This is a genomic window from Sphingobacterium thalpophilum (assembly GCF_038396785.1).
Lineage (GTDB): Bacteria > Bacteroidota > Bacteroidia > Sphingobacteriales > Sphingobacteriaceae > Sphingobacterium > Sphingobacterium thalpophilum_A.
Genome location: NZ_CP151087.1, coordinates 3327932 through 3349161 on the forward strand (window position 1 = coordinate 3327932; position 21230 = coordinate 3349161).

General features: G+C 40.5%; 27 protein-coding genes. 11 read left to right on the forward strand and 16 right to left on the reverse strand.

Annotated features, from left to right (window positions below; all coding sequences use genetic code 11):
* Positions 1 to 6 precede the first annotated feature (6 nt).
* From AACH28_RS14755 to AACH28_RS14820, 14 genes are all read right to left on the reverse strand, one after another.
* Entirely contained in the window at positions 7 to 705 is a 699-nt protein-coding gene (locus AACH28_RS14755; protein WP_341830861.1) for a zinc metallopeptidase, read from the reverse strand.
* Positions 706 to 1014: 309 nt separating this feature from the next.
* Positions 1015 to 1404 carry a hypothetical protein gene (locus tag AACH28_RS14760; RefSeq protein ID WP_341830862.1) on the reverse strand — a complete coding sequence of 130 codons (390 nt, stop codon included), beginning with the start codon at positions 1402 to 1404 and terminating at the stop codon, positions 1015 to 1017.
* A 236-nt stretch (positions 1405 to 1640) separates the two neighbouring features.
* Entirely contained in the window at positions 1641 to 2558 is a 918-nt protein-coding gene (locus AACH28_RS14765; RefSeq protein ID WP_341830863.1) for a YfdX family protein, read from the reverse strand.
* Positions 2559 to 2579: 21 nt separating this feature from the next.
* Positions 2580 to 3017, reverse strand: coding sequence for an Hsp20/alpha crystallin family protein (locus tag AACH28_RS14770; protein ID WP_076781576.1), 438 nt, complete (start codon positions 3015 to 3017; stop codon positions 2580 to 2582).
* An 81-nt stretch (positions 3018 to 3098) separates the two neighbouring features.
* Positions 3099 to 3539: an Hsp20/alpha crystallin family protein gene (locus AACH28_RS14775; RefSeq protein ID WP_341830864.1), complete on the reverse strand. Its 441-nt coding sequence runs from the start codon at positions 3537 to 3539 to the stop codon at positions 3099 to 3101.
* A gap of 111 nt (positions 3540 to 3650) precedes the next feature.
* Entirely contained in the window at positions 3651 to 4334 is a 684-nt protein-coding gene (locus AACH28_RS14780; RefSeq protein WP_341830865.1) for a Crp/Fnr family transcriptional regulator, read from the reverse strand.
* Between the two features lie 184 nt (positions 4335 to 4518).
* Positions 4519 to 4821, reverse strand: a complete 303-nt coding sequence (locus AACH28_RS14785; protein ID WP_341830866.1) for a hypothetical protein — start codon at positions 4819 to 4821, stop codon at positions 4519 to 4521.
* Positions 4822 to 4917: 96 nt separating this feature from the next.
* Complete coding sequence (locus tag AACH28_RS14790) at positions 4918 to 5469, reverse strand: TolC family protein (RefSeq protein WP_341830867.1); 552 nt, start codon at positions 5467 to 5469, stop codon at positions 4918 to 4920.
* 258 nt (positions 5470 to 5727) lie between these two features.
* Complete coding sequence (locus AACH28_RS14795; RefSeq protein WP_201639854.1) at positions 5728 to 5985, reverse strand: HYC_CC_PP family protein; 258 nt, start codon at positions 5983 to 5985, stop codon at positions 5728 to 5730.
* Positions 5986 to 6031: 46 nt separating this feature from the next.
* A complete protein-coding gene (locus AACH28_RS14800) occupies positions 6032 to 6382 on the reverse strand; it encodes a hypothetical protein (RefSeq protein ID WP_076781566.1) in 351 nt (116 codons plus the stop codon).
* 11 nt (positions 6383 to 6393) lie between these two features.
* Complete coding sequence (locus AACH28_RS14805; protein WP_281047737.1) at positions 6394 to 6555, reverse strand: hypothetical protein; 162 nt, start codon at positions 6553 to 6555, stop codon at positions 6394 to 6396.
* A gap of 104 nt (positions 6556 to 6659) precedes the next feature.
* Positions 6660 to 6929 carry a hypothetical protein gene (locus AACH28_RS14810; protein WP_341830868.1) on the reverse strand — a complete coding sequence of 90 codons (270 nt, stop codon included), beginning with the start codon at positions 6927 to 6929 and terminating at the stop codon, positions 6660 to 6662.
* 79 nt (positions 6930 to 7008) lie between these two features.
* Complete coding sequence (locus AACH28_RS14815; RefSeq protein ID WP_341830869.1) at positions 7009 to 7257, reverse strand: hypothetical protein; 249 nt, start codon at positions 7255 to 7257, stop codon at positions 7009 to 7011.
* 22 nt (positions 7258 to 7279) lie between these two features.
* Complete coding sequence (locus tag AACH28_RS14820; protein WP_341830870.1) at positions 7280 to 7990, reverse strand: hypothetical protein; 711 nt, start codon at positions 7988 to 7990, stop codon at positions 7280 to 7282.
* Between the two features lie 270 nt (positions 7991 to 8260).
* Between AACH28_RS14820 and AACH28_RS14825 the strand changes: the two genes are divergently transcribed.
* The 6 genes from AACH28_RS14825 to AACH28_RS14850 all read left to right on the forward strand — a co-directional run bounded on the left by AACH28_RS14825 (position 8261) and on the right by AACH28_RS14850 (position 16505).
* The gene (locus AACH28_RS14825; RefSeq protein WP_341830871.1) at positions 8261 to 8962 is read left to right on the forward strand and encodes a hypothetical protein; all 702 of its coding nucleotides are present in this window, start codon (positions 8261 to 8263) and stop codon (positions 8960 to 8962) included.
* 436 nt (positions 8963 to 9398) lie between these two features.
* A complete protein-coding gene (locus tag AACH28_RS14830; RefSeq protein WP_341830872.1) occupies positions 9399 to 12482 on the forward strand; it encodes a SusC/RagA family TonB-linked outer membrane protein in 3084 nt (1027 codons plus the stop codon).
* A 12-nt stretch (positions 12483 to 12494) separates the two neighbouring features.
* Positions 12495 to 14060 (forward strand): SusD/RagB family nutrient-binding outer membrane lipoprotein, encoded by a 1566-nt coding sequence (locus AACH28_RS14835; RefSeq protein ID WP_028069322.1) that lies wholly within the window; start codon positions 12495 to 12497, stop codon positions 14058 to 14060.
* 18 nt (positions 14061 to 14078) lie between these two features.
* On the forward strand, positions 14079 to 14891 hold the full coding sequence (locus AACH28_RS14840) for a DUF4397 domain-containing protein (RefSeq protein ID WP_341830873.1): 813 nt from the start codon (positions 14079 to 14081) through the stop codon (positions 14889 to 14891).
* Positions 14892 to 15067: 176 nt separating this feature from the next.
* The gene (locus tag AACH28_RS14845) at positions 15068 to 15886 is read left to right on the forward strand and encodes a phosphodiester glycosidase family protein (protein WP_341830874.1); all 819 of its coding nucleotides are present in this window, start codon (positions 15068 to 15070) and stop codon (positions 15884 to 15886) included.
* 280 nt (positions 15887 to 16166) lie between these two features.
* Complete coding sequence (locus AACH28_RS14850; RefSeq protein WP_115045883.1) at positions 16167 to 16505, forward strand: helix-turn-helix domain-containing protein; 339 nt, start codon at positions 16167 to 16169, stop codon at positions 16503 to 16505.
* Positions 16506 to 16526: 21 nt separating this feature from the next.
* Here the strand turns inward: AACH28_RS14850 and AACH28_RS14855 are convergent, their stop codons facing one another.
* On the reverse strand, positions 16527 to 17630 hold the full coding sequence (locus tag AACH28_RS14855) for a PAS domain-containing sensor histidine kinase (RefSeq protein ID WP_286775342.1): 1104 nt from the start codon (positions 17628 to 17630) through the stop codon (positions 16527 to 16529).
* 88 nt (positions 17631 to 17718) lie between these two features.
* Between AACH28_RS14855 and AACH28_RS14860 the strand changes: the two genes are divergently transcribed.
* Positions 17719 to 17877, forward strand: coding sequence for a hypothetical protein (locus AACH28_RS14860; RefSeq protein WP_159332659.1), 159 nt, complete (start codon positions 17719 to 17721; stop codon positions 17875 to 17877).
* A 61-nt stretch (positions 17878 to 17938) separates the two neighbouring features.
* Positions 17939 to 18715, forward strand: a complete 777-nt coding sequence (locus tag AACH28_RS14865; protein ID WP_341830875.1) for a LacI family DNA-binding transcriptional regulator — start codon at positions 17939 to 17941, stop codon at positions 18713 to 18715.
* A gap of 35 nt (positions 18716 to 18750) precedes the next feature.
* Here the strand turns inward: AACH28_RS14865 and AACH28_RS14870 are convergent, their stop codons facing one another.
* Positions 18751 to 18873 carry a hypothetical protein gene (locus AACH28_RS14870; protein ID WP_286775344.1) on the reverse strand — a complete coding sequence of 41 codons (123 nt, stop codon included), beginning with the start codon at positions 18871 to 18873 and terminating at the stop codon, positions 18751 to 18753.
* A 196-nt stretch (positions 18874 to 19069) separates the two neighbouring features.
* Here AACH28_RS14870 and AACH28_RS14875 point away from each other — a divergent pair, with 196 nt between their 5' ends.
* The 3 genes from AACH28_RS14875 (at position 19070) to AACH28_RS14885 (ending at position 21213) form a co-directional block, all read left to right on the forward strand.
* Complete coding sequence (locus AACH28_RS14875) at positions 19070 to 19714, forward strand: OmpA family protein (RefSeq protein ID WP_201639873.1); 645 nt, start codon at positions 19070 to 19072, stop codon at positions 19712 to 19714.
* A gap of 34 nt (positions 19715 to 19748) precedes the next feature.
* Complete coding sequence (locus AACH28_RS14880) at positions 19749 to 20450, forward strand: PRC-barrel domain-containing protein (RefSeq protein WP_341830876.1); 702 nt, start codon at positions 19749 to 19751, stop codon at positions 20448 to 20450.
* Positions 20451 to 20811: 361 nt separating this feature from the next.
* Positions 20812 to 21213 (forward strand): hypothetical protein, encoded by a 402-nt coding sequence (locus AACH28_RS14885; RefSeq protein ID WP_145328116.1) that lies wholly within the window; start codon positions 20812 to 20814, stop codon positions 21211 to 21213.
* Positions 21214 to 21230 lie beyond the last annotated feature (17 nt).

Consider the following 21230-nt stretch of genomic DNA (forward strand, 5'->3'; position numbering starts at 1 on the left):
TAGTTATTATTCATCACTATGTCCAAGCAAAGCAAACAAATAATAGAGTAAAGTAGCAAGCGAAGACAAGGCAGCAAATACATAAGGTGAAGCTGCCAAACGCAATGCTTTTTCAGCCTTTGAGTGTGAATAATAATCGGTTATTCCGGTACGTTGAATCCATGCTAATGCTCTTCTGCTTGCATCAAATTCAACTGGTAGTGTAATAAATGCAAAAAGGGTAAAAAATCCATAACATGCAACAATTATTAAAGGTGCCGTTTGCATGGAGAATAAACTTCCGAGTAAAAACAAGCCGAAAAACATTCCAATAAAAATCATATTTAAAATAGTTGCGCTGATATTTTGTAAAGGCACAAGCGCTGAACGCAGGCCTAACCAAGCATAGGCATTAGCATGTTGCACGGCATGGCCTGCTTCGTGAGCGCCAACGGCAGCTGCCGCTACATTTGTACCATAATAAACATCTTGGCTAAGATTTACAGTTTTGGTTTGCGGATTGTACTGGTCGGTTAAAGTTCCTTGAACTGACGTAATATTAACATCATAACAACCATGGTCGTAGAGCATTTTTCGGGCAACTTCGGCTCCGATCATGCCGTTGGCAGTAGGAATTGCTGAATATTCCCTGAATTTGGATTTTAGTCTGCTTCCCGCAATCAAAATTAAAATAAAAAATATCCCGAATATCAACCAAAGCATCATAATGTTAAAGATTTTAAGATTAAACAACTACTTTTTTCTACACAATCTGCAATTATGAAAATGTAACATTTCTATACGCTTCTTTTCACTATATTTTAATACAATTTTGTACCTTTCAGATGGTTCTTTTTACCTGATGTCATGAAACGGACATTTCTCGGCAATTTCGTCTTTTAAGGGGCAGCCGAATATTAAACCCAAAATACTATATTTGTCAATATCATCCATTTTCTCAAGAATTACAGTTATTTGATGTTTATAATCTGTAACCCTATTTACACAGGAATACCGATTTATAGTGAAATAATGTTATTCATTCTTTCCTTTCTCAGGAAATTGTTCCATGGAAAACTTGTTTTTGATAGAGTCCATTTCCCAAAATAGTCTTTCCATTTGTTGCATATTATTCATAAAACGTTCGTGAAAAAAGTCGTTTTTGTAAAAACCATACTTCAACAAGCTGTCTTCGAAGAACAAATCATTGAAATATGGCATTGTTGAGAAAGAATAATTGTTTTCAAACATATTCCGGAAATTATTAAAAATACTGTCGGCAACAATTTCATCTCCTTCAATATTTGAATAGTAATAGGTATAAGTAGAATCATAACGGATTAAATATCCATTCTCATCGTACTCTTTATTTACCTTAATATCTTCTTTAGGTTGGTTACCCAATATTAAAGTAGTATCAGACACATTATTATTCTTTTCCTTTTTTTATTTCCTGTCCATTGCATGACGAAAAGGTTATTGAAAAAGCAATGAACAAGGCTATGTAATTTGCGTTCATGTTTCCACTGTTTTGGAATTATTAATCAACATTTTTAAAATTTCGAAATATTATTCCGGCTTTTATTGCTTAAAGGGGCTGCATGTTATTTAATATCTTACAGCCCCAGTTAATTTAATCTAAAAGTTAAGAATAAAAATTGTTATGAAGCTATTCTTTTCTTAAAATCAGCAAGTTTTGTTTTAAATTTCTCAAACAATGCCTGAGAATCACCATCATCTTTCACTGATTTTTTCAATTCTTTGATGGTTTTGTTTAGTTCTTTATATTCACGGTCGCGGTCGCCATAACCAAGCTCTTCGGCCATAATTAACTGGTATTCTGCATTGTCAAGAAGTGCGAGCACCTCTTTCTTTTTTTCTTCATTGGAAGCATCATCGGTTTTGGCCTGTGCGATAAGCGCCTGTGCCCTCAGTATAGGCAAAGGAATGCGTTCTTCGCTTATAACTAATGTGTTAAGAGCTGTGTATAGCACTACTTTGGCTTCATTAGTTTTCCCTTTGTCAATTAAAGCCGCTGCTGATTTCATGGCTTCGGGAAAAGTTGCTAAAGGTAATTCAACTTTAGTAACCTGCAATTCACTGGCCAGTTTTGCTAACTCATCGCGCAACACCTGGAAATAGTCCTCTTTTAAGGCCTGTCTTGCTGCTCTTTTTATATTCCTGATTGTTTCAAGGTCGGCCACCAGGTCAATGGTTTTAACCGATACATCAATAGGTATCAGTGCCAAATCGGGTTTACGGGCCAGTAAAATATTTAACTTGCCGGTTGATTTTTCAAGCGCTGCCAGAGCTCCTTTGGTATCCTTTGCTTTGAGGGCGTCAAGCGCCACGTAAACTTGTGCGAGAGCTTCTGAGGCTTCTGCCACTATTTGGTCATTCAATGATTCAACAGCATCAATTGCCTGCTCCTGAACCTTACCTGCAAGTGAATCGGCATTCATACCCAATTCACCCGGTTTTTTCATTCGGATTTCTTCCGTTTGCGCGACACTATCTCCGCAACTTGTTAGTAAAACAATTGCCAGAAAAGTATAAAGAATTTTATTTAATATTTTCATGATCATTTAATTATGTGGTTACTATTTAATTTCTATTGCCTTTTTGTTTTCTTCTTTACCCTTTATTTTACCAACTTTTATTTTCAATACCCCGTTTTTCATAGAAGCATCTATATATTCAGGGTCGGCATTCTCGGGTAATTGAAACATTCGTTGGAACGAGGCATAACCATATTCACGGCGCATCCAATTGCCTTCGTTTTCTTCTTTTTCGTATTGTTTTTCAGAAGAAACAACTAAGCAATTGTCCTTAACTTCAAGTTTAATGTCTTTTTTATCCATTCCCGGCACGGCTAAAGAAACCTCAAAGGTGTTGCCTTTATCGTTTATGTTCACTGCGGGTACGCTGGCGATTTCTTCCGAACCCGAAGCCTGGTCGTCAATTTTTTTACCAAAAAATTTCTCAACAACATTTGGAAATTTTGGTTTAATGTTTTTTGTCCATTTAATTAAGTCCATATCAGCCTATTTTTTTTAAAGTTTTACAATTAAATTCAATAACAGGTCATCGCAAAAATTGCAATGACCTGTTATAATAAATTATGAAATTTCAATGCTTTTTGGCGGTTTAGGCTTAGCTTCTTCCTTTTTTGGAATAGTAACGGTTAAAATACCATCGTTGTAAGAAGCGCTGATTTTATCAGCATCGGCGCTATCGGGCAGTGTAAAGGAACGGGTGAAAGCCTGGTAGGCAAATTCTCTCCTGGCGTATTTTTCACCTTCGCCCTCTTTTTGTTCTTCCAGCTTTTGCGAAGAAATTGTAAGCAGGCTGTTATCAACATTAATTTTAAAATCGCCTTTTTTCATACCCGGCGCAGCCATTTCAACTATAAACCCATTTTCGTCTTCCTTAATGTTTACTTTAGGAAGTGTGGTGTTGGTAGCCGAATAGTTTTGGTTTCTCCAATCAGCCAATTCGGTGCCAAAGAAATCATCAAAAAGATTTCCGAATAGTGGATAATTTGTTTTTACTAGTGCCATAATTTTTAAGTTTAAAGGTTAAAAACGAATTATTTAAAATGATTCTAGCTAAAGTTATGTATTTTAGAAATGCTTTTCCTTGATTCAAATCAAGACACTGAAAAAATTTGTTCAATCGTTCATATTTGATATTTTAAATAATTTGTCTTTTCTTAAAAGTTCAATCATTCCGTTTATAGATTTAATAAGTCCGGATTCCTGAAACCTGGTTAAATACCTGCTAAGCGTTTCAGGGCTAATGTTTATTATTTTAGCCAAATCTTTTTTAGGTAAACGAATCAGGCTGTCATCATGCACAGGGCTATTTTCAGATGCCTGTTCGAGATCTAATAATAAAGTAGCCAACCGTGAATCAATTTTCTTTGAATGCAGGTTCACAATTTGTATTTCACTGCTCCTTATCTCATTAAACAACATTTGAATAATTGACCTGGTAAAATCATAGTTCTCATGTATAAGTGTGAGGAATACATTTCGGGGAAAAAAGTATAGCTCGCAATTTTCTAATGCCTGGGCATTGTCAGGGTATGGTGTATCTTTTAATAAAGATACATAACCAATAAATTCGTTATGCCCAAGCATCCGCAATATAACCTCATCACCTTCATTGCCACCCCTAAATATTTTAACCCACCCATATTTCATAAAATACACACCTTTAGGCTTATTACCTTTTCTGTATATAAATTCTCCTTTTTTAAAAGTCCCTATCTCAAAGGAGCTATTTATTTCATTGCTGAAACGGTTGCGAAGCTCTGCAAAAAGTTTGTTCGATATGTTTCTTTTTTCACTCATTTTTGTTTCCTTGTTTACAACACTTTCATTGAACAGACTATTACAGGGGCGAAATTTCAAGAAAGCATAAAATTGATAGATGCAAGTTACGTATTATTATTGGCAATAATTTAAGTCTTTTCCCGCAGTAATTCTTCCAATAATAAATCAAGGTTTACCGATGCAAAAGACGATGCATAGTCACTCATGGCATAGAAAGATACACCGATTGGTCAAATTCGTAGGAGATCTTCACGTCATCGGGCATATTACGCTGAATGTCCGGCAACTGTTTCTTTAGCGTGTTGACAACATCTAGTGTAGAGGCATTACCTGCTTTTGCAATATTGATATATACGGAACGTTTTCCGTCAATAAGGGCATAGCCTTTCAGGGCTGAGTATATTTTTGGGTATGGTTGTGCTGTAGAGGCTATCCAGTTGATAGGTCTTAAAGTCCTCACCCAGAAATACGGCAAGCTGCTTTGAGTATTCCAATACCTTATCATAAGATTTAATCTGGAAAGATTTTGCGTTGGAAACCTCCGCCTTGGCCATTGAAGCATCTACTTCCGGGATCAGGCCGCTTTTTGCACGGGAGTCGGTCATTTCAAAAAAACCTGTGCCCGTTCCAGTTTTTTTTCCTGTACATACTGTATGCGCTGTCTGGCCAATAAGTTCAGATAGGCAGCACTCGTTTTCACCTGAAGCTGGAAAATCTTCTGTTCAAGATCTGCAATGGCAGTCTTTTCTTTTGACTGCCCCAGTTTTACCTCATTCTTTATCCTGCCGAAAGTGAACAGGTTCCAGTTGACATTGGCAAAGTAGAGTGAACCAAAAGCGGCATTCCAGTTCTTTTCCGCCAGTGGCAGTGAAGTGGATGCAGAAGCCAGACCTCCGTAGGCGTACATAGAACCGTGTACCATATTAATGGTTCCGAAACTCTGCTGTGCCGCAAGGGTTACATCCGGCAGGTATTGTTGTTTTTGAAAAACGGTATTTTGTTCGAACGCAGAAACTATCGATTTTTTGGATTTTATCCTGTCATAGTTTTCAGCGGAACGTTGGAGTGCATTGTCCAGATGCAGTACCTGTGCATAGCCATTAAGACTGCACAGGAACACTACACCAATAGATGCAATGATCTTTATATTCATTGTTATAAAAGTTAGAGATTAGACATAACGAATTAAGGCATAACCCTATGTATGGGCATGCAGTTCTTAGTTTCAGAACATCAGATCCTAAATTCTATAAACGCAGTGAAATATGTAGAGTGGATTGCCCCTCATCGGGATCTTGGTAGAAAGGTAGGTTGGTTTTGAAGGTTCAGCGTATATTCCTGAAAATTCAAACAATGCCCCCAATGTTTCATCGGGAATAGCTTCGCCCCAGAATTTAACCGACAGGTAAAATCATGAATATTTATGTGCAGCATTATCTACCTTAACGATCTTGGTTTCGTGCTTACAGCAGCCTTTCTTTTTTTCTTTTAGTTCTTTATTCTTGTTTGAACGTATCAGACAGGGTTTGTCCGAATCGGCATGGGTATTACTATTCGTCAGACTGTAAAGTTTTACAGCCATTCCCTTGCACATATGGGAGTACTGGATAAAGCCCGTAGACAATACCAGATACAACATGGAAAGGAATATGACGAATAGTTTTTTCATGAATTATTATGCAAATTTAATAAAAATTACAGTTAATTATACATTTTTAGCAGTTACCTGAGCAATCTATTGTCCAATCATCCGCATCATTTTCATGTACTGCAATTTTACTGATGATCTCGTCTGCTTCGGTGTCCGTGTAGGTCCCGTAACCATTCACAAATACACCTTTAGCCCCATCACTCTTATTGTGCATAGCGTAAAGGATGGCTTCGTCATCCGGATCGTTCTGCCCGGTAAAACGGTAGATCTTATCAATGACCAGATCATTGATGTTGATGCAATGTTTGTCCGGCGTATAGGATGCGGAAACTTCCAATAGGTTGAAGTCTTCGGTATAGCCCCGCTGTCTGAGGATCTCCATAACTTCCGATAAAGTTTTCTCTGTTGTGATCATATCTGTTCGTTTTAAATTATTTGCGTTTTTTCAGCTATTCTTTTGACCGTTTTTAACGGCAGTAATTCTTTTACCTGTGCCAACCCCTTATCAACGATAAGTGCACAGTGTTCGCTTTCCACATCTTCCAAGGGTAGATAGATGATCCCATTTTTATTATCAGTTTTCTTCAATATTCTTTTTCATTGGTGTCCGGTTAAAATTTAAACGTTTACTATTTACAGACTGAATCATCTGTAAACGCATTATTTTTGTTTTTTCGAAAATAGAACCTCCCCTATGTTTTAAACAGGGATAATTGGTTCTGGTTCACGTTGCTTAGGTCTCTCCAATCTCCATCAGGTTTTTTCAGGAATTTAAAAAGATCAATATATGTCATCAAGTGATACCGGATGACGGACATCATATTAGAGAAGGCCCATTTTCGTTTTGCCTTTCTTTGAATGACCAGCATGATCAGACCAATAATCAGGCTGACCCAAACTTGGATTTCGATTGCATTTTGATTATCCCCCAGGAAATACTTTAAGGGGAAGTTTTGTTTCAATCTTTTAAACAGGGTTTCAATTTGCCAGCGCTGCTTGGATATACTTGAACAATCATCGGAATATCCAAAAAGTATATGATTACAGTTTTTCGATTTCTTCGATAGAAAGCCCGGTGCCTTTAGCAATATCAGCAATAGGTAGCCCCATTTTCTTAAACTCTAGTGCAATGGCAATAGCTTCTTCCCGCTTCCCTTTTTCAATGCCTTTCTGAATTCCTTTTTTTTCAGCTTTATCTAATAAATATTCTTGAGTGCCCATAGTATCGCTCCTTCCTATTTTTGTTTTAATTTCTTCTTCAAACTTAGATAAATTGCCTACAAAAAGCAATTTATCGATCTCTCCTCTGCCATTAAGGACTAATATATTGAGGAAATATACTTAAAACTTCCTCATTATCAAAACTTACGTAGTAAGTAAGGAAATCATATAGCCCCTGTCGGGTATCCTTATCCATCTTCCTTTTCATCATCTCATCATACAGATCATGTTTTATTTCTTTCAGTCCATCATCGGTCACTTTCTTGTTTACTACAGCCAAAAGTGCAGTAAGGACAATCACTGAAAATGGATTCTCATTTGCTCGCAATTCCGATTCTTCCTGATCGAGGATCTTATAGCTATTAAAATCGTAGCGTAATGAAGTTCCCATAAACTCCTGGCTATATACCACTGGTCGATAGCCTTTGTTTTCATCTGCCAAAATTGCAATAGCTGTAATTGGAACTTTGTAACGATCCCATATTCTATAAAAATAGCGAAACATGCGCTCGGCCAAATCTCCCCTGCCTTTATTGCTCTGAATCTCTACATGGCAGAGTACGAACTGTTCGCGGCCATCCTTTAAAAATACCTTCACAAGCTTGTCTACATAACGGACTCCCCTGCCGTTGCTTTCCGGAGGAAATAAACTCTCAAACTCTTTATCGAGATAATCAAAGGGTCTGCTCAGATCAAAAACGGCATCCGCATCCGGAAAGATAAATCGTAAAAAATGCGAGAACGTTTGTTCTAAGATAGATTTCCACAAAGGGTCGTCTACACGCCTTGATTTTGGACTCATAATTATTTATCAACTGGTTAACAGTACAAAGATACGAAATAACAATATAAAATACTAATATAATTAGTATTTTATAAGATAGGGTGAGTGCTCCATTATGGTCGCATCTTTAGTATCCACTTTTCTAAAAAGGAGACCTATATTGAGTATCAGCAGTGGACAATAAAAATAAACAACCACACATATAATAACTTTCAGTTATTATAACTATCTTTAAAATTATACAAAGGTTAAAAATCACACAGCTTGTTTACTCAAATCGCGAAAAACATGCAATTTAAAACGACTCTCCGCCCTCTTCTTTTTCTCTGCGCCCTAGGCTTATGTTTTAGCTCTTGCCAAAAGGATGCCTCTTCTGAGTCGGAGGGTCTAATTGATATTGAAACCAGAGATGCTGCCTGGACGAAATTGAGTATCCCGGGCCAGCTCAGAGGTACATCGGCTATTTACGGTAATATTGACGATACTTTGGTCGTGGCCACCATGTACAAGATTTATATGACTAAAGATAAAGGAGCTTCTTGGCAAATGGTCAACGATGCGGGACTTGGCATACCAAGCTTCAGTATGTATCAGGGAGAATTGATGGCTTTAAGCAACTTCCAGGACCACTCGACAAGTCCATTTTTATTCTCGTTGGATCATGGCAAAAGTTGGAGCACAAAGGGCAAATATGGCTATGAAGTCTATGATAAAGTACGGGTCAATCGAAAAGAAACAAAGATCAGTGAAACTGAATCCTACAAAATCAGCCCACAGCCCAATGAAATCATCGACAAAGAATACGGCCGCCCGTTAATGCAGCCAGATAAACTAGTAAGAGTCACTGATAAAGGCGAACAGAAGCTCGATTTTCCTTTCCGTCGACAACTGAATTATATTTACCACGACAAGAAAAACCGACTTTACATTGGTGCTGAAGGTATACGTTTTGAGTGGACTGTCCGAACGTTCCATCAACTCTTTGACTAAGGAGAAACCTATTTCCGGCCCCTGTGCTTCAAGCGCTTTGCCTGCGCGCTCATGGACTTTAAATACGACATCCAGATCTTCATGTGGAATGCCGATCCAAGATCTTCCAAATAGTGTACAATTTCTTTGCTTGTCTTTTCCCCTAGATTGCAAGATAAACCTGCTCGGTAGCTTTGGCATATTTCACAGCGTTAAAAACCATATTAACAGAAGCATATTTATGCGTTTTTATTCAACAGATTACACATTTCAGCCTAAAAAAATCGAAAAATATTTTAAAAAATGCATTTTTATGCTATATTTGATATAAAACATATACAAACCGATTTCTAACCGCTATAAATTTTTATGAAATAGCACAATATTTATGTTGCCCAAGCACCAGGTGTATTGGCAAAACCTAAGTTAAACGAAACTAATCAAACACAATTTTATTATGAAAAGAAGTATGCTCATACTAGTGAGTTTACTGAGTACGTATGGTGTCGCCCTGGCCCAAAAAATCGTTACCGGTAAAGTCACTACGACAGATGGGTCGGCATTAGGCGGTGTAACAGTTCTCGAAAAAGGCAAAAACACCCAGTCCATCACCACCAACAGTGGAATGTACAAGATCACCGTACAAGAAAACGCCACCTTAATTTTTAGACATGTCGGTTATAACCAAATCGAAAAAGCGCTCATGGGGCAGTCGGTAATCAACATCAGCCTATCCGAAAACAGTTCGTCCCTCGACGAAGTGGTAGTCACCGCTTTCGGAGTCAAACGTGATCGAAAAACCCTCGGATACTCCACACCTATCGTTGCCGGATCAGATGTATCCGAAACCCAACGCGAATCGTTTTTCCAAGGTCTCCAAGGCCGTGTACCGGGCCTATCTGTCAATAGTACCAGTGGTATGCCAGGTGCATCAGCACAAATCGTACTGCGCGGCTTTGCCTCCATCTCTGGCGACAACAATGCCCTTATCGTTGTCGATGGCGTACCCATCAACAACTCCACACTGAATGAAAATGACCTGGCTAGCAATGGAGCAAATCGAGATCTCGATTACTCCAATCGGGCAATGGATATCAATCCAGACGATATCGAAACCTACACCATTCTGAAAGGCCCCGAGGCGACAGCCCAATTCGGCAGCCAAGGTGCAGGCGGAGCCATTCTCATAACAACCAAGAAAGGAAAAGCCGGTAAATTTACCGTCAACTATTCGCTTTCAGGACGCGTTGAAACGGTCAATAAATACCCCGAGCGGCAATATGTTTATGCACAGGGAACCAATGGTGTATACGCCGCTAATTCGGTCTATTCAATGGGACCAAAATATGCAGAAGGAGTCACGCTCTACAAAGACAATGTCAACAACTTCTTCCGCACCGGATATAATCAAAAGCATAATCTTTCTTTCGAAGGCGGATCAGAAAAAGTGACTTACCGCTGGTCCAATGAATACAGCAACAATACTGGTATCGTCCCCAATACCAGCTATAAGCGCTTTTCGACCCGCCTCAATGGAACAGCAAAATTTAACGACAAACTCGAATTTAACACCTCTTTCAACTATATCAATTCACAAAACGATAAAGTCCGTAAAGGCAATACAGGCTACCTGATTACCCTGATGCGCTTCAACCCGCTGTTTGATGTGAGGGACTGGATCGATGAAAAAGGGAATCGTGTACTCCACAGCACCGATATTTACAATGAGCTGGATAATCCCTTTTGGGATGTATACCGCAATACCGCCAATGATGATGTAAACCGCCTCCTTGCCACTTCCAACATTACCTATCGTGCTACGAACTGGCTAAGCCTCAACGGGATCATCGGCATCGACTTTGCCAACACACGGGGGCAAAGCGTTTACCATCCTCAATCCTACTCCGGATCAGGGTCTTCGACCAATGTACGCAATGGCTCCATGAATGAGTATCAAGTCAATGCACGCGTGCTCTCGGGATCATTTATGGCGACGGCCAATACAAAAATCGGTCGCGACATTAGTTTTAGGGCAAACTTGGGAACAGAATTTAAAGACTACAATACCCTTACTAACTCCCAATATGGCGAGGACTTTTACGATCCCAACTTTTACAGCATCAACAACACCTTTCCGAGCACGCGCCTGGCGCGATCTGTTGCCAATAACTTTCGTACAGTCGGATTTTTGGCACAGGCCGGATTTGGATATCTCGACAACCTCCTGTACCTCAATTTAACAGGTCGATTGGATGCAGCCTCCCGCATGATGCCCAACAATCCTTATTTTGGCTACCCATCGGCATCCTTGGCCTTTAATTTTTCAGACCTGTCTTTCTTCAAAAATAAAGTACAATGGCTCAGTGACGGAAAATACCGCATCTCTGTCGGCACGACCGGAAAAGCACCCTTCAAAAGCTACTATACCCTATCCAATCTAGAGCCAAAGCTCTCAACAGGAGGCGGATTTGCTTACGGCGTGAACGGCGGTAACCCCGACCTGAAAGCCGAAAAAACCAGAGATTTTGAAACAGGACTCGAATTTGGCTTTTTTAAACGCCGCCTCACATTTGATTTCAGCTATTTTAATCGATTAAGCACAGGACAGATCATTCTGCCAAGATTGAGCTATGGCTCAGGCTTTGTACTACGGATGATGAACGGCGGCGAAGTCAAAACGTATGGCACCGAATTGCAAGTGAATGTCAACCCGATCAAAAAAGACGATTTCAGCTGGGATATGACCTTCAATTTTACCCAATATAAAGGAAAAGTACTTTCATTAGCAGAAGAATTACCCGAACTGTATGATTCTGACACCTGGGTACTGAGCGGCGTACGTTCTTCCGTGATGCCAGGCTATAGTATCGGTACCCTAACAGGTACGCAGTTTAAAAGAAACGAGCGTGGAGACATTTTGATCAATCCACAAACAGGCTTACCCATTGCCGGCACCGATAAGTATTATCCGATAGGCGACCGCATTCCCGACTATACACTTGGCATTGTCAACAAGTTCAATTACAAAAACTTTTACCTAACGTTTTTATGGGATCTCCGCAAAGGTGGCGATGTGCTCAACGGGCTAGATTATAGACTCTATACCTATGGGCAGTCTGTGAAAACATTAAATCGGGAAGACCCGCGGGTAATTCAGGGCGTATTGGAAGACGGGCTTGAAAACACGGCCAATCCAACAGTAAACCACATTGCAGTAACACCATATTCCGCATCCGCCTACTATATGACCAATATCGAACCGCAGATGTTTATCGAGAAAAACATTTATGCATTTAGGCTTCGGGATGTAACTCTTCGCTATGCCCTACCCAAACATCTGACACAACGCATCTCATCACAAGCCGCACTTAGCGTATTTTTTACGGCCACCGATCTCTTCCTGTTCACCAATTACACAGGGCTGGATCCCGAAAGTAATAGCAATACAGCAGGACTAGGCGGTATCGGCGGATACGGAATCGATTACGGGAATATGGCTAAACCCAGAGGTTTCAATTTTGGTTTAAACATGAGATTTTAGGAGGAATACACCATGAGAACAACGCTTTATATACTTATTTTCTTAGTCCTGACCGGATTGAGCAGTTGTAAAAAATACCTGGACATCAATGAAAACCCGTCCAACCCACAGCTTGTAAAAGCCGAATTGCTTTTAGCTCCGATTATCTATCAAATGGCCAATGGTTATGCCAATGACCAACGTCAGATGAACAAGTTCAATCAGACCATCCTTGGCGCCAGCACCGATGAATCCTCCCGAATCTGGGAGCGGCATGGATTTCCACAGCAAAGTGATGTTGGCGGTGTGATGTGGCGTATGGTCTATTTTGATCACGGACTAAACCTGCAGTTGATGATCAATGACGCCATAGCCAATCAGAAATATGAATATGCCGCAATCGGCTATGCCGTAAAAGCCTGGGGCTATCAGATGCTGACCGACTATCACGGCCCCATTATTCTCGATGAGGCCTTGCGTACGCAACAGTTATCTTTCAGATACAATGACCAACCAGAAGTGTATGCTAAAGTACGCGTATGGTGTGATTCTGCATTATATTATCTGGATCAAAAAAGCCCCGTCGATTACAGCGCCAACCTCAATTCAAAAAAGGGCGACAATCTCTTTCGGGGCAATATGGACCGCTGGCGCAAATTTGTCTACGGCCTAAAAGCACTTCAGTACATTCACTTGGTTAATAAACCCGATTTTAAGGAAAAGTATGCCGACTCGATTGCCTATTTTGTGGACCGCTCCTTTGATTCACCATCCGATGATGCAGGCGTTAAATTTGACGGCGACAAATCCGAAACAGCCAATGTGGTAAGCTCAAAATTCGGCCTTTATACCACATCCTATTACAACAGAGCCGGTAAGCCTATTGTGCGCTACCTAACCGGGGGATTGCGGGGCGAACCTATTGAAAATCCAAAAATATCGACAGACCCTCGTCTATCGCGTATGTTGATGATCAATAATCCTGTTGACAGTATTTACGTCGGTGGTGAGCCCAATGTATCCAATACCACCGTTCCAAATATCCTAGGCGACGTCAGTAGCGGTGTAGGCAAATTCATCTTTAGAGACGCCGCAGATTTTCCATTGATGACCTATGCGCAGCTGCAACTGGTCAAAGCCGAGGCCCTCTTTATCAAAGGCGACGCAGCAAAGGCCTATGAGGCCTATATCAAAGGTATCTATGCCCACATGAACTTCGTCAATAAGTACATCAATACAACCAATGAAAAATCCATTACTGCTGTTGAAATAGATAATTACATCAAGGGAGGAGAAATACCGCTATCAGCTGCTGATCTAACCCTAGCCGACATTATGGGACAAAAGTATATTGTGCAATGGGGCTGGGGAGGTCTTGAACAATGGTGTGATTTAAGAAAATATCATTATAACACCGAAATATTTAAACAGTTTATTCCATTGGCCGGCAGTCAGCTTACCTATAATGATTATTGCTACCGCGTCCGGCCCCGTTATAATTCGGAGTACGTATGGAATGCTTCAGAGCTAGAACGATGGGGCGGATTAGAGCCGGAGTACGTGATTAAGCCAACCTGGTTTGTTACAACAACTTATTAACGTATTAAAGGAAACATTATGAAGATATTCAAAAACTTAGCATTTCTAGCTTTAGGTGTCTTTGGCCTATATTCATGCGAGAAATCCATTCAGGACTTTGGAAAAGTAGATTTCCTTGGCGCCGATGATGTCATCGTGAAAATCAATATGGCATCGATATATCCCGATGACCGCTATATGTATGTCAAATTTGACGATCAGCGCGTTACTTCACTCATTCGGGGACGCGAGCCCTTTCCCGGCGGCGGGTATAATACCCGCGGAGATTCACGGCCTGATTTTTTAAAATGGAAAGCCGGCAACGTAAAGGTACAAGTTGCCCTTCCACATAAAACCGACGATGGACGCGACTCCATTATCTTGGCCGAATCATCCGTTAACCTGAGCGCAGGCAAGCGCTATACCATTCATATTACCGATACGGCGCAGAACACAAAAATGATCCTCAATGAAGAAGACCTCACACGGCCCGACAGTACACAAGCAAGGTATCACTTTACCAATCTGATGCCCAATGTACCATCAATAGACCTGTACTATGGTGCTGCGGCCACTGGGAGCGCAGATGCCACCGCCGTGCAAGACTCACTTGTCGCCAAGGACATTAAATACCTGGAAACAAGTCCATATTTCCAGCTCAACCGCATTGCCACCCGTACCTGGAAGATCCGCAAGGCGGGATCTCCGGTAACAAATGGCACTGTAATCGCCTCCTACAGCAATGCCGGAGCCATCCTGGACCGCAGGTCATATGTCATTTATGCTTTGGGCTATGATGGATTTACCAGCACCATCATGAAGCCTTATGTTTCATTTTTCTTAGTTCGATAGATATGAAAAGAAAAACAATATTAAGAAATGTCCTTTTGTACATCACGTGCATCAGCATGCTATATTCCTGCAAGCAAAGGGATGATTATCCCAGCTTTGACGATAAAGAGATAGTAACTCCGCCCACCGATATTATTCCAGAAGACAAGGAAATAGAGCCCGTCACCAAGAAGCTCATGGCGCAGACCGACCTCATCAAAACATTTCTGGTCGATTCATCTGTTACCCTAACCAATGGACTTGTACGAACCCATATTCGCTACCAGAACAAGCTCGATCAACGCGTGAGCCTTCAACTGCTCACTGTAGATCTTTCATCAAAAGCGGTTTTTCCTTCAATCATGAGTGCATTTGATGATTACCTATATGTGAGCCAGCCGATAGGTGATATGGCCAAGTACTGCGAACCACGCGCAGGCGGCGAGATCCTCGCAGCAACAAATGCGGCGTTATCGTCCACTTATTCCTACATTAAAAACGGGCGGCAGATCAATGTATCCACGAGCAATATAAAGACCAAAGAGAAGACCAGACCTTTCTTTGCGATACACAAGGATGGCACGCCTTACATAGGCAATTGTGCCGATACCACCAAGTTTGCTTTTGAGCCTTATGATTTGAATCAATTTAGCGGGCTGGTATCCGGCACCAATTGGGTCCGTTACCGGGGTTATAACGTTTTGACTACAGCAGCAATTGTTCAAGCGATAACAGCCATTGGCCTATCCGCAGATAATAAAACGATGTATGCCTTAGTTGTCGACGGAGGCGACACCAATTTTTCAGTAGGCATCAGTTTAAATGATGTTGCCGTTTTGATGGGAGCCTTAGGCAGTTACGATGCATTTGTATTGAACGGCGGTCCCACCAGCGTGATGGTCCAAAAGACCAATACAGGAAACCAATTTAATCCCGTGGTCTGGAACACCGTATCCAAGCCATTAACGGCAGGCGGATCTGCAAGCATCAGCGGTATCGCATTTGTGAAGCGATAAATTAGAAAATCAGCTACTCAACAACGGATTTTGAGTAGCTGATTTTTTAAATTTAAATTTGTTTACGCTGTTATTTCATCTTGCTTGCAGCTAAGCAAAACACGATTATTTCGCCCAAGAAAATTCAATCACAAGAATTTTATTTTCCTCATGCCCGAAATAAAACTTCCAGCCGAAGTTAGTATTGGGGTCAACGTATCTACCAATATATTTCAATATAGCCTTAATTATTAAGTTTTCGGTTGTTTTTTTTGTATCTTAACGTTAGATTAATTTTTCAATGGACAAACTAGGAAAAGCAATTAGATTACTGAGACATCAAAAAGGCTGGAATCAAGGCGATGTTGCAACGCGATTAGAAATATCAATTCCTGCATTTTCTAAAATTGAAACCGGTTTTACAGATTTAAATATCTCTCGATTAAACCAAATCGCAAAGGTATTTAATTTGACAACCGCACAGCTTTTATATTATTCTGAAAATAAAGAAATTAAAGAGCATGTTGAGGAGTTAAAAGTTATTTCGGAAAAGATATCCCAACGCGAGGACGAAATCATTCAGCTTCAGAAAAAGCTTATCCAGCTCTATGAGCAATTGTACAAGTACGATAACGCTTAAAATTAAATAATTCCGAACCCATTAGGCTAACGTTCGCGATGAAACTGGAAAAAATAAGCGAACGACGGTTCCTTTGTTAAGTTCGCTCGATAAATGAATCGTCCCACCGATACGTTCCATGAGATGTTTACCCAATGCCAGCCCGATTCCCGATCCAGCAATCTTGGCAGTATTACTCGCCCGTTCATTTGTAAGAAAAACCTTCTGCAACTCGTCTTCCGGAATCCCGAGGCCATTATCTTCGAGATAATATACTACTCCTTTATCAGCTTTTTCACTATAAATATGCAAAAAAGCCTCGCCTGATTTTTTTGCATATTTAACGGCATTACCAATTAGATTTATAAAAACCTGATAAACGATTCCGCCATCCGTATACAAAGGAAATAGATCTCCTAATTTGATTTCCATTTGTTTGTCGGGATATACCAGTTTAATTTCATCAATACAATTCCTTATTTTTTTATCCATTGCCACACACGCGACTTCTTTCTCGGCACTGTGTATCTTGCCAAGCTGCAATGTCTGATTTATAATACTTTCTATATTTTGAATAGATGCCGCAAAGGCTTCAAACCACCTTTCACTTACCTTAACCGAAACACCCACATTTTTCCTCAGAAAACTATTCCCAATTTTCAAAACAGACAATGGATTTTTTAGATCATGTGCCAAAGTGCTGGCGAGCACGTCCAATTCGCGGCTAAACATAAGCTGCTCTTGCTTTTCCTCCACATTTTTGTAGGCAAGATGTTGCTCAGTCACATCACTTGCCGTATGCAAAATGGCATAGGTTTTCCCCTCCTCGTCAAGCAATGGCCTATATTCAAAATTAAAATACCGCAGTGTTTTCGTCTCTTCATGAACAATATTTGCGGGTGTACGCTCAGCCTGATAGACAATTCCTGTTTTCCAAACGTTTTTCAAAATAGATGAAAAACCTTCTTCTTTAAAATGAGGAAAGCATGCACAAAAACTACGCCCTAGGATGGACCGATCCACACATAATATATCCAGCATACCTTGGCTAACAAAAGCAATATTTAGGTCTATGCTATCATAAATTGCGATCGCACTATGGGACTGCTCCAAAATAGACACCAGAAGATTAGCTGTAGTTTTCATCTACGCTAATTTAATCATAATATTTTACAACAGATAAATCAATAAGGGAAAATCCGAAAAACAAAAAGCTAATCACGAAGTTGACCTGATGCATCTTGACAGAGAAGGCTTCAACCCCATGATGGCCCAAGAAAAGATTATGAAGTACATTGAATCTCTTTACGATCTTGCCGATTTCTTCTGGACACTTTTTTTCTTTGCTGCAGTAAACGACCTCTTTTTCAACAACAATGCCGGTAAATTCTAAAGGCTTTGAACGATAATGGATACAAGTGAATAAAAATCTATATTTTTAAGTTTTAGAATGTATGGAAAATAAAAAGATTTCAATAAATGACATTGCGAAACACTTAAAAATAGCAAAGTCAACCGTATCGTTGATCATTAACGGAAAAGCTGACGAAAGACGGATTAGCAAAGAATTACAGGCTAAAGTACTGGATTATGTCAGAGAGGTTCGTTTTTACCCGCATCACTTAGCGCAAAGCCTAGCCACAGGCCGAAGTAGCAGTATCGGACTTATTGTTGAAGATATTTCTGACTCATTTTTTGGACCAATAGCGCTCATGATCGAAAATCTAGCCAAAACGAAAGGGTATAGGATAATGTACAGCAGTACCCTCGGTGATACCAATACAGCCATTGAGATTATCAATTTTTTCAGACGGAGCCAACTGGATGGCTATATCATTGCACCAACCAAAGGAATAGAAGATGTCGTTAAAGAAATGGTGGATGAACATATCCCAATTGTTCTATTTGACCGGGATCCGGTCGAAGGTGTGGATTTTGTCGGAACCAACAACAAGGAAGCAATGATTGAAGCTTGTATGCATCTATATGATAAGGGATTTCGTCAGATTGGATTCGTTACACTCGAATCTACACAAAGCCAAATGCATGAACGATTATTAGGTTACCACTTGGAGGAACTAAGTAACAACATTATAAAATTATTGCTAAAGCAGATAGAAAAACCAACAAAAGATAATGCTAGTCATGTAGTGTTACCCTCTGTGATAAAAGCAAGAAAGTCATCTGAAAGAAAAAGCAATAATCTTCTGCCAATCGGTCGCAACAACTGATCGGCAGAAGATTACCGAAAAAAGAGTGTCATCATTTATTCCACTTTCATGGACGAGGCCTTATCATTGGCTGTCGGTGTCAATTGAGAAAAGAGTGGCGTATCCGTCGTCAGCACCCAGTTGATCCCCGAGAAATTTTGGTGTTCGTACAGCGTCAAGGTAACTCCGTTTGGAACTCTTGCTAAGATAACACTTATATTTGAAAATCAAATTTTTAATCTAAATTTTTATCTTCGATCCGTCTTACATCCTCTCTTAAGTTTAGCGGTAGCCCCCTATTTTGTATGTGCCATAAAAAAACTTTTAAAACGGAAAATAGAATTTAGGTGTTCTCCTAGAAAAAATAATAGCTATATGGCACATTTAGAAGTAAAACCTAAAAGCGGAGCACCATGGTGGCTTTGGCTTCTACTCGCACTTATTGCATTGGCAATAATCTTGTTTTTTGTAAATCGTAATAACAGTGCATCCGATGTCGCTGATGCCAGGGACAGCACTGGCATGGTAACAGATCAGGGCGATATGGGCGGGGATACCCTTGCAACAACGGAACCAAGCTGGAATTCAGTAGATTTCAATAGTGCTGAATCTTCGGACCCGAACATCACGGACAAAGATATTCGCGTACGCTCCAGTGATGGCTATACCATTTACTCGCTTGGCGAAAATATATTATTTGCCACTGACCAAAGCGCCATACAAAGCAATTCCGAGGCGAAACTTAAACAAATTTCGTCGGCTTTGAATAAAGATTTTCAAGGTGCCTATGTAGGCGTATTTGGGAATACGGATTCTACCGGCACGGCATCCCACAACAAGCAGCTGGGCATGGAACGTGCTACTGCCGTGAAGGACTGGTTGGTTAGACAAGGTGGAATTGACCAAAGCAAAGTAAGCGTACATTCACGTGGAGAAAATGCTCCTGTGGCTGACAATGCAAGCGCAAGCGGAAAAAATCAAAACCGAAATGTAGAGATCGTGGTTTTTCGCAATAAATAGAAACCTAAAGTTTTGAACTCAAAAATTTAAAGACATGGCATTAGAAGAAAAAAAATACAACCATTTGATCGAATTAGGAGGAAGCGATTATGAAATCGTTGATGGTGAACCAGATATTAGGGGCTGGAAGGTGAAAAATCAGGCCGGACAATCGCTAGGTGAGGTAGATGACCTCCTTTTTGACCCTCAAAGCCAACAAGTACGCTATATTATTGTTGACCTGAAAGATGCAGATTTGCCTATTGAAGACGACAAAAAGATATTGGTGCCCATTGGCGTAGCTGCACTTTATGACGGGAAGCGTATACAGGCGAGTAATGATGAACCGGGTACCGTGGAGCCCATCGACCGCAGCGGCGTACTACCGGTAGATGAAATCGATCCCGTGGAACCTGCTACAGACTATCGCTATAATCCGGTCGATGATGGTGAAGTCGTGGTGGTACCGGTTACTGCCGACCGTCTGACCAGACTACCGGCGTACCGTGAAAATTACCTGGATCCGGATACTGAATTATCCATTCGCCATATTTATGAGGGAACAGGTGATGTCGGATTTACGGTGGGATCTAGTGTATATGACCAGGATTTTTATCAACATCCACATTTTAATGAAGATACATTTTATAGCCCGGGATCAAAGACAGACGAATTTGCTGCGGAGCGCGAGCGTGCACGACGTGTACGTGCGAGATACGATAGAAATTTAGATGGTGATCCCAATGATTTAATCTAAAGAATTTATCAGGTTAAGATCTTACCATTCCAAAGGTTTTCATTCTTTACAGTTTGAAAACCTTTTTTTTTCCGGGAACCTAGTCCTTAGCAGCTGCAGGCAGATCCTCCCATATTTGGCATTCGCCCCTGAAATTAAACCTCTCGTCCCCAAAATGAAGACCGGTCGCCATCGCACAAAAAATCATACAACTACGTACCTAAAAGTCATACATCCAGGGCAGATTACTGCGCTAACTTTGGTATAAGATAACAGATCGGAGGACAGGGAGATGCCCGGCCGGTCAACAGGAACAACTCCACGGCCGATTCAGGAGGATAATAAGGATAAGCAAAAATATAACCATATAAAAAACAAAAACATGAGAACATTAGTAAAAAGAATCATCGGCACATTGGGTACAGGTGCCTTGATGGCAGGCCTTATCATCGGTGCAAATGCACATGATAAAAAAGAAGAGGTGAAAGTAAATAAAGTTGATCCCGAATTTATTGAGTGGCATTTCGATGGCGCACCCAATCCCTCCAATAATGATCTTACGGATCCCTCACAATATTCTAAAGGCAGCAGCACTACTTGTGATGGAGAGAAAGAAACTATCTGCAATTTAAATGCTCCTGAAAATGGCAGTTCAGGGCAACCAGATCTCAATGCCACAGTTACTATACCGGGGCAGCCTAGCGAGTCTGTTTCGCAGCGTATCAGTGATGCGCTCGGTTCAGGGACACCAAATGAAACCGTACAGTCTTTCCGTTCAGAATAGAAGGAAACACAGTTTTT